Annotated in this window: 8 protein-coding genes and 1 pseudogene; 3 read left to right on the top strand and 6 right to left on the bottom strand. The window is 62.5% G+C overall.

The features are described from left to right. Positions 1-723 precede the first annotated feature (723 nt). Entirely contained in the window at positions 724-1,593 is an 870-nt protein-coding gene (locus WKW79_RS36490; protein WP_340340111.1) for an amino acid ABC transporter substrate-binding protein, read from the top strand. A 76-nt stretch (positions 1,594-1,669) separates the two neighbouring features. Here WKW79_RS36490 and WKW79_RS36485 read toward each other — a convergent pair whose 3' ends face one another. After that, the gene (locus tag WKW79_RS36485) at positions 1,670-2,218 is read right to left on the bottom strand and encodes a GNAT family N-acetyltransferase (RefSeq protein ID WP_340340110.1); all 549 of its coding nucleotides are present in this window, start codon (positions 2,216-2,218) and stop codon (positions 1,670-1,672) included. A 122-nt stretch (positions 2,219-2,340) separates the two neighbouring features. Between WKW79_RS36485 and WKW79_RS36480 the strand changes: the two genes are divergently transcribed. Both WKW79_RS36480 and WKW79_RS36475 read left to right on the top strand, forming a co-directional pair. Beyond that, complete coding sequence (locus WKW79_RS36480; RefSeq protein WP_340340109.1) at positions 2,341-2,796, top strand: helix-turn-helix domain-containing protein; 456 nt, start codon at positions 2,341-2,343, stop codon at positions 2,794-2,796. Between the two features lie 321 nt (positions 2,797-3,117). Further along, on the top strand, positions 3,118-3,471 hold the full coding sequence (locus tag WKW79_RS36475) for a heavy metal-binding domain-containing protein (protein WP_340340108.1): 354 nt from the start codon (positions 3,118-3,120) through the stop codon (positions 3,469-3,471). Between the two features lie 256 nt (positions 3,472-3,727). On the opposite strand, the gene WKW79_RS36470 is transcribed toward WKW79_RS36475, so the two are convergent. The 5 genes and pseudogenes from WKW79_RS36470 to WKW79_RS37195 form a co-directional block, all read right to left on the bottom strand. Next, positions 3,728-4,054, bottom strand: coding sequence for a hypothetical protein (locus WKW79_RS36470; protein ID WP_340340107.1), 327 nt, complete (start codon positions 4,052-4,054; stop codon positions 3,728-3,730). A gap of 414 nt (positions 4,055-4,468) precedes the next feature. Beyond that, a pseudogene (locus WKW79_RS36465) lies at positions 4,469-4,597 on the bottom strand (IS110 family transposase); the annotation flags it as partial. A 62-nt stretch (positions 4,598-4,659) separates the two neighbouring features. Next, positions 4,660-6,252: an IS66 family transposase gene (gene tnpC, locus WKW79_RS36460; RefSeq protein ID WP_340340106.1), complete on the bottom strand. Its 1,593-nt coding sequence runs from the start codon at positions 6,250-6,252 to the stop codon at positions 4,660-4,662. A gap of 63 nt (positions 6,253-6,315) precedes the next feature. Beyond that, on the bottom strand, positions 6,316-6,648 hold the full coding sequence (gene tnpB, locus WKW79_RS36455) for an IS66 family insertion sequence element accessory protein TnpB (protein ID WP_340340105.1): 333 nt from the start codon (positions 6,646-6,648) through the stop codon (positions 6,316-6,318). After that, positions 6,645-7,046: a transposase gene (locus WKW79_RS37195; RefSeq protein WP_422824039.1), complete on the bottom strand. Its 402-nt coding sequence runs from the start codon at positions 7,044-7,046 to the stop codon at positions 6,645-6,647. Before WKW79_RS37195 ends, tnpB begins: the two co-directional genes overlap by 4 nt. Positions 7,047-7,407 lie beyond the last annotated feature (361 nt).

The following is a 7,407-nucleotide window of genomic DNA, read 5'->3' as shown; positions in this document are numbered from 1 at the left end:
AAACACCATGCGCACCGCGCGCTCCATGACCTCGGGGGAAAACTTCGGTGACTTTCTCATCTTGGCTCCATTCTCAATCGAAGGAGCCTCCTCAAAAGCCGGGGCGGTTCAAGCAGCCGCTGCGCGATGCGGCTGCGGCTGCGGCTGCGGCTGCGGCTGCGGCTGCGGCTGCTGGCGAGCGCACGTATGTGTCATTTATCCCATGTCAGCGATCGCGCCACATTGTGACTGGCCTACTCTTGCGCAGTCTGTCGGGCCGATGCGTTGCATGCGACCGTGAAGCCGTGGCGCGAAGCTTGGGGAAATGATGCCGAGCCGACCAGATGGAAGTTTCAAGCATCAAAACTCGAGCCGGCCAGCGGCAAATGTCGTGAGGAACATGTTGCCTTGCGGCGGAAAGTGATGTGCCCCCGATATCGATGGGGCATAGTTCGCGTGTGTTTGTTCCGCGGGCGCGCTTGCTCGTGCGCCTTTCTGGTGCGGAAGTGTCCAACTCATCGATGCAAAGCCCACGATGGGGCCGACCACGAGCAATGCACGTGAGTCGCTGTAGTCACCCGCACAGCCCCGCGCGGTGCCCCTCTATTGCGGACCCGCCAGCTGGTTGCCAATGGCGATAGCGGGCCTCACAATCCGCCGGCGCCGCAACGCGACTTGTCGCGTCCGGAGAATGGGTCGGCTTGGGTTGCCGGCACCCAACTGTTGATTGCCTGAGGACCACGCATGTATTCACGACTTCTTCCGCTGCTGGCGCCACTCCTGGTGTCCACCTTGCTGGCTGCCTGCGCCAGCGGGCCGGGCGCAGTCCCACGAGACCCGCTCGCCCGCATTAGCCAATCGCAGACCCTCAGGCTGGGCTATCGCGAGGATGCCAAGCCGTTCTCGTACAAGGGCGCAGACGGCGCTCCGTCCGGCTATTCGGTGGAGCTGTGCAAGCGCGTGGCCAGTTCCCTGCAAGCCCAGCTCAAACTTGCCAAACTGGACGTGCAGTGGGTGCCCGTGACCGCGACGACTCGGATGCAGGCGGTCACCGATGGCAGCATCGACCTGGAATGCGGCAGCACGTCGCGCACGCTGGGTCGTGAGAAGCAGGTCGACTTCAGCAATCCCATCTGGGTCGAGGGAAGCTCCTTCGTGTCGCTGGCAACCTCGTCGATTGCCCGTGCGGTGGACCTGAACGCAAAGCGGGTGGCTGTCATTCCCGGCACCACCACAGAACAGGTGCTCAGAGGGCTGTCTTCGCGTGGCATCGTGCCGGTCTTCGTAGCGGTGCAGACCAGCTCCGAAGGAATTGCCGCAGTGCGTGGCGGACGCGCTGATGCCTTCGCCACCGACAGTCTGATCCTCGTAGGTGAGGTCACGGGCGGCCCGGCGGGTGCGACCCTCCGGCTCAGCGACGACTACCTGTCGATGGAAAGCTATTCGCTGATGATGAGACGCGACCCGGACATGCGGTTGGCGGTCAACCGTGCCTTGGCCGAGACCTACCGCAGTGGCGAGATCGCCAAGGTGTTCCGCCAGAGCTTTCCAGCTGGCACGGCGCCGTCGGCCCTGGTCGAAGCTGTCTACGTGCTGAACGCGCTGCCGGAGTAGGGAAGCCCAGCGGCCCGGGACATTGGGACCTTGGCCAGAGAGAACCCGCGCGCCCGGGCGGTCGAATGCGTAGCGTTCATGCCCGCGGCGCAGCGAGTTCGAGGCAGAGATGGATCACGCCGCTCTCTCTGCGCCGGCTTAACGGCAAGCCGCTGCGTTGGAACACTGCCAGCATCGGCGCATTGCCGGCCAGCACCTCTGCCTCGAGACGCACGAGTCCGTGGCGCCGCGCCAGCGTGATCAGCGTCTCAAGCAATCGACTCGCCAAGCCTTGGCCCTGGAAGTCCTCCTCGACCGTGAAAGCCATCTCGGCCACCTTCGCGCCATCGTCTTCGGCGTGCCCGACGTAACTGGCGCTGCCGATGACGGTCTCGTCGGCGCCGACACCGACTGTGACTACCAGGCCAGCGAGATGGATGAAGTCGATCTCGGCGATGCGTTCGAAGGCTCGCTCGGGCAACTCCTTGCGGACCGAGAAGAAGCGGGTATAGACCGACTGTGGGTCCAGCTTCGCAAAGGCAATCTGCAGTCGCTCCTTGTCGTCAGGGCGCATGACGCGGATCAGTGCGGGCCGGCCGTCGCGCAGCGTGATCGGTTGAGAAAATGCAAGGTCGTCGTCACTCATTCCGGTTCCCTCCTAAAAAGTGCGGGCGGTGGACTGCCGCAGCCGAAGTGATCGTTGCCGGGCGGCAGACGCCGCCCTCGATTTCGTGAGCGATTGTCTCCCGGCCTCGATGACGCCGTCATGTGAACGCCGACGGCACTGGCGCGCGTGCGGACAGTCGAGCGCTTCCCGCTCGGCGTGCTGCGCGCACGGGAATCCGATCGCATGTCGAACGCTCGGTTGCGCAGCTCTGCGGCGACGGGGCGCAGGAACTTCTGGTCGCCGAGATGGCGCGCCATTTCGGCGCCAGCGAGCGCACGCTGGAGCGCCGTTTCCGCCGCACGGTTGGCGTGCCGCCCAAGTTTTTTGCGCGCGTCATGCGGCTGCAGGCCGCGCTCACTCGCACCGCAGCGTCGCAGCCCCTGTCCGAATTGGCGGTCGAGCGTGGCTATTTCCACCAGGCGCACCTCAACCGCGAAACCATGGCGCTGTTCTGCGCCACCACCGCCGCAATGAAGCAACTCCCGCCCGGCCAAGTTGCGCTTGGCATGCGTAAACTTGCGCGTGAAACAGCGCTCGCAACGACGATCTTTCTTTGAGCCAAGCCCTCCAGGGCTGCGACCTCGACGGGGCGATCTCGGCTTCGGTGCGTTCTGTGGTGCTTGGTCCTCACAACGCTGCCGCACGAGGAGGATGGGGACGCGGCCTCATGACAGCGAATTGAACGCCGGCTGTACGACCGCACTCCTTACGTCAGACCAACATGGATTGTCGCAAGCAGATGGCCGAGCGACAAAAGGTGCTGCATGAGCGCAGGCTGTTCGTGGCAGTACGAACGCACGAGGCCCCGAGGCTGGCGGCAGATCAGAAAGGCCTCGTGCGGACGCACAATCGCAGTGTCCACAACCGAGGAGATCGACATGGGCTGGTTCTCGAAGACCGAGGAAGGCTTCTTCCTCTCCACCGTGATACCCAACGGCGAAGGCGCGCGCGTCGAGCGCTTTCTTGGCGTCGTGAATGGCGTGGCGATCATCGGAGCCAACATCTTCCGCGACATGTTCAGTTCCATTCGCGACGTCGTTGGCGGCCGCGCAGGCGGATATGAAAGAGCGCTGTCCGGTGCGCGTGACGCCGCGCTCGAAGACATGATCGAGTCCGCTCGCGAATTAGGCGCCGACGGCGTTGTAGGCATCGACTTCGACTACGAGGTGCTCGGCGAGGCAAACGGGATGATGATGGTCGCGGTCAGCGGTACAGCGGTGAAGATGGGCTGAGGAGAGGCCAACTTCGGACGGACCATCACGATGCTTGTTCTGGGGGAGGGCGAACGAAGTGGCCCGGGTTCTCTTCGTAGTCGGCAAATGATGTCAACTCGGGGCCTACATTCTGCTGTCAATCCCAAGTTCAGATGTCGCCTCGCCAGCAAAGTTGAAATGTCGTATTTCTTCATTCTTGAATGACTCCAGCGAACGCGGTGACTGCCTGGCCTATGCATGCGCACAGGCTTGCCAACCGAAGGCACCACGATCGTCATTTCAGCGCTGCGTGATGGGATGACGCCGATGGCTTGCAGACGCTCATCACGGGCAGTTCGAGGTCTTCGCTAGTGAACTGGCTCGAACGTTTGACACCTGGCAGAGGCTTGCGATAGATGGGCGCCTGCCCCTGATTTGTGCGCGAGGGCGAGCCCACTGTCCTTCGATCGTCGCGTTGAGTCTGGAGTACCAGGGCAGCCTGCAGCGCATGGCTCAGGCGCTTGTTCTCGACGATGGCTGCGGCATCTATTCGGGGCAATCTGTCGTAGTCATGCGCGTTGTAAGCCTCGAACTGGCGCTGAACGACGTGGACTGGCGACATTGACTTTTCCTTGTGAGCTCCAATGCAATTGTCCGATTGAAAGGCTCCTTGTATAGGGTCCCCGCGATCCCACCAATGCGGGCTCTGGCACGATGCAAAACCGCCTATGTCGTGCGGAGATCACTACCGCTTCCGGGAGTGATATTGACTTGCTGATTACCTGGAGTTGCGATTTTCCGCCGGGCGAGTACTGTCACGGCGCAAGTCCAAGCCAAGCCGACAGATGTCGAACGTTGCGATCGCTTCGTGAACGACTTGATCCAGTCGGCACGATCGATACCGTCTTCCAGTACCTTGATTTGTCCGGCAAGTTCCAAGACCATGGTCAGGCAGACGCTGGTGCCCTCACCATCGCAAGTTCAGCACCTGCGAAACCCCGCGCTTGAACGCTTCAGCGACATCGCCACTGTGACACCTGGCCTGGTTGATCAACGCAGTGCGCTGACGAGTCAGCAGATCGCCCACGCGATGCACGGCATGCATGTCCTGCTGCCCGACCGACTTCACCGTCACGAAATTCATGGTCGGGCGACTGGCAGCCTCGTATGCGTCCGGCGAACCCGTCTTGACGACGGGCACGGAGGTCAGTGCGCGGCGGGCGTTGTCTACCAACGATGTGGCAGCAAGTCGTCGATGCGGCTTGCCGGGTGGGTAGGCAGGCGTTCGAGGACATTCTTCAGGTACGCATAGGGATCGTGCCCGTTGATGCGTGCCGAGTGGACCAGGCTCATGATCGCCGCGGCGCGCTTGCCAGCCCGCAGGCTGCCCGCGAACAACCAGTTGCCCCTTCCAAGAGCAATTGGGCGGATCTGGTTCTCAACCCAATTGTTCGAGATCGGGACGTCGCCGTCCTCGATGTACCGCGTCAATGCTGGCCAGCGCTTCAGGCTGTAGTCGATCGCTTTGATCGTGGCCGAACCTGGTGGAACCTGCTGCCTCTGCAAGAGAAGCCATCTGTAGAGCAACGCGGCTACCCGGCGCGACTTGCGCTTGCGAATTCGTCGTCGCTCATCTGGGGGAAGTGAGCCGAGCTTCGCCTCGATCTTGAACAGCAGTTGGAAGTACCGTAGCGCCTGTTCGCCGACCTTGCTGCCATGGTTGGCCCACAGCTCGTGGAATTTGCGGCGTGCGTGGGCCATGCAATTTGCAGCCGTCACGCCCTTCGCAATGGTCGCGTTGTAGCCCGAGTAGCCGTCGGTAACGAGCGTGCCCTTCCAAGGTGTGTCACCGTCCTGGCCGAGGAATCTACGCACGTTCTCGCCGCTACGCGTCTCGGCGAAGTTGAACACCACCGCCTTGGTTGAGTTGAAGCTGGTCGTGCAGTAGCTCCAGATGTAGGCCTTGTGGGTCTTCTTGTTGCCAGGCTTGAGCATGGCCACCGGCGTCTCGTCGGCGTGCAGCACTTCGTGGCGAAGCAGCTCGGCCTCCAGGGCGTCCACCAGCGGCTGCAGCTGCGCCCCGCATTCGCCCACCCACTGCGCCAGCGTCGAGCGCGCGATGGCCATGCCGGCGCGCTGGAAGATGTGCTCCTGCCGATACAAGGGCAGATGATCCAGGAACTTGGCCACCAGTACCTGGGCCAGCAGGCCTGCCGTGGGGATACCCTTATCGATGATGTGCGGCGCGACAGGGGCCTGCACCAGCTTCTCGCAATGCGCGCAAGCCCACTTGCCGCGAACATGGTGCTCCACCGTGAACACGCCCGGTTCGTAGTCGAGCTTCTCGGAGACGTCCTGGCCGATGCGCTTCATCTGGCAGCCGCAGCTGCACACAGTGCTCTCGGGTTCATGGCGCATCTCACGCCGCGGCAGGTGCGCGGGCAGCGGCTGGCGCTTTGGCTGCTCCTTGTCCTTCTTGTCTTTGCCCTTGTTGTTGCCGGTGGCCCGTTCGATCTCACCGGTGACTTCGGCAATGTCGCCATCCAGGGTTTCTTCCAGCAGGCTCGTCTGCTCGGCACTCAGGCCGGACCTGAACTTCTCGCTCGTGGCGGCGAACTTCAGGCGCTTGAGCACCGCCATCTCGTGCGTGAGCTTGTCGATCAGGGTTTGCTTGAAGGCCGCCTCGCGGTGCACCCTCGCGATTTCATCGGCCTTCTCTCGCAGCTGTTCGTCCTTGGCCGACAGCTCACTCATCAACGCCAGCATGGCTTGGCGCATCTGCTCCGAATCCAACGAGTCCAACTGCTGGGAGGTGATCACGGAGGCCGATCGTGCCAGATGAAGTGCGCCAGTGGTATCGGCACATCCATCAGTTGCGCATCGCTACAGAACCCGGATGATTCCAGCCTCGCCGATGCGTTGCCAGGGCAGCCCCAGAACGAGTGCGTTGAGCTGCGGTCTGCTGAGCGACAGCGTCCCTGTCGTGTCGTGTGGCCAGACGAACTTGCCAGCGTTCAGTCGCCTCGCGGCCAACCAAACGCCGATGCCATCGTGAACGAGGACCTTCATGCGATTGGCGCGGCGATTGGCAAACAGGTAGGCGTGATGAGGACGGGCTTCACCGAAGACTCTCACCACACGGCCCAATGCCGCTTCACTGCCTGCGCGCATGTCCATCGGCTCGACCGACAACCAGACAGCGTCGATGCGGATCACCGCAGCAACTCGCGCAGCCAGGTCCCACACTCGGTAGCAAGTGCCGCCGGCCAGGTCACCACGACAGTCGTGGAGCCGCGCTTGACCTCCATGCGAATGTCGCCTGTTGGCGGGACTGGTGCAGGCAGTTGCACGGGCACGAACGTTGGCGGCGAGGACTTCGGCTCAGGGCTCCGCAAAAGCTGCGGTGCGTTGCCTTCCGCCGAGTTGACCGACGGCACCTCCGCGTCGCGCACCCAGCGTCGCAGTAAGTTCGCATTGATTCCCAGAGACATCGCCACCGATGCCATCGAGACGCCAGGCTGCGCTGCCGAGGCGACGGCGTTGGCCTTGAACTCGTCGCTATGCAGTCGGCGTCGCCGACGATCACCAGAAGCTGGGGGAGAGATAGTGTGCACGTATCCACCATGAGTTAGTGGATACGAGCATCCTTTGCTCCTACGGCGAATTCAAGATGGGTTCGCCGGACGCATACGCAGCCTCGACAATGGCGCGCGCATCGTTGCGATCGTTTTTGTTGGTCTTCACAAAGGACGAGACATACAGCGCCTAGTCGGCCGCACGTCCAGTTTCGACAGATGGGTCAAGGAATCGCTGGCACAAGATGCCGGTATTGAACGTCTCGACGCCGCAATGGCGCGTCGCGATGTGAGTGTCCGAGATTCCCCGTCATTGCCTGAGGCGGCCTGATCGGCGAAGTTCATCTCTCCCTATTTCGGAGAGTGCAATGACGGATCAAGCAGGACCGGTCGAGGCCGG

The sequence above is a fragment of the Variovorax robiniae genome (genome assembly GCF_037889955.1).
In the GTDB taxonomy this organism is placed as follows: domain Bacteria; phylum Pseudomonadota; class Gammaproteobacteria; order Burkholderiales; family Burkholderiaceae_C; genus Variovorax; species Variovorax robiniae.
The sequence above is the reverse complement of the archived record's forward strand: the minus strand, read 5'-3'. Positions and strand labels throughout refer to the sequence as shown.

What these genes read in the sequence shown, in the direction of transcription:
- WKW79_RS36490 (WP_340340111.1), top strand. Translation starts at nt 724, where the DNA reads ATGTATTCACGACTTCTTCCGCTGCTGGCGCCACTCCTGGTGTCCACC.
- WKW79_RS36485 (WP_340340110.1), bottom strand. Translation starts at nt 2,218, where the DNA reads ATGAGTGACGACGACCTTGCATTTTCTCAACCGATCACGCTGCGCGAC.
- WKW79_RS36475 (WP_340340108.1), top strand. Translation starts at nt 3,118, where the DNA reads ATGGGCTGGTTCTCGAAGACCGAGGAAGGCTTCTTCCTCTCCACCGTG.
- WKW79_RS36470 (WP_340340107.1), bottom strand. Translation starts at nt 4,054, where the DNA reads ATGTCGCCAGTCCACGTCGTTCAGCGCCAGTTCGAGGCTTACAACGCG.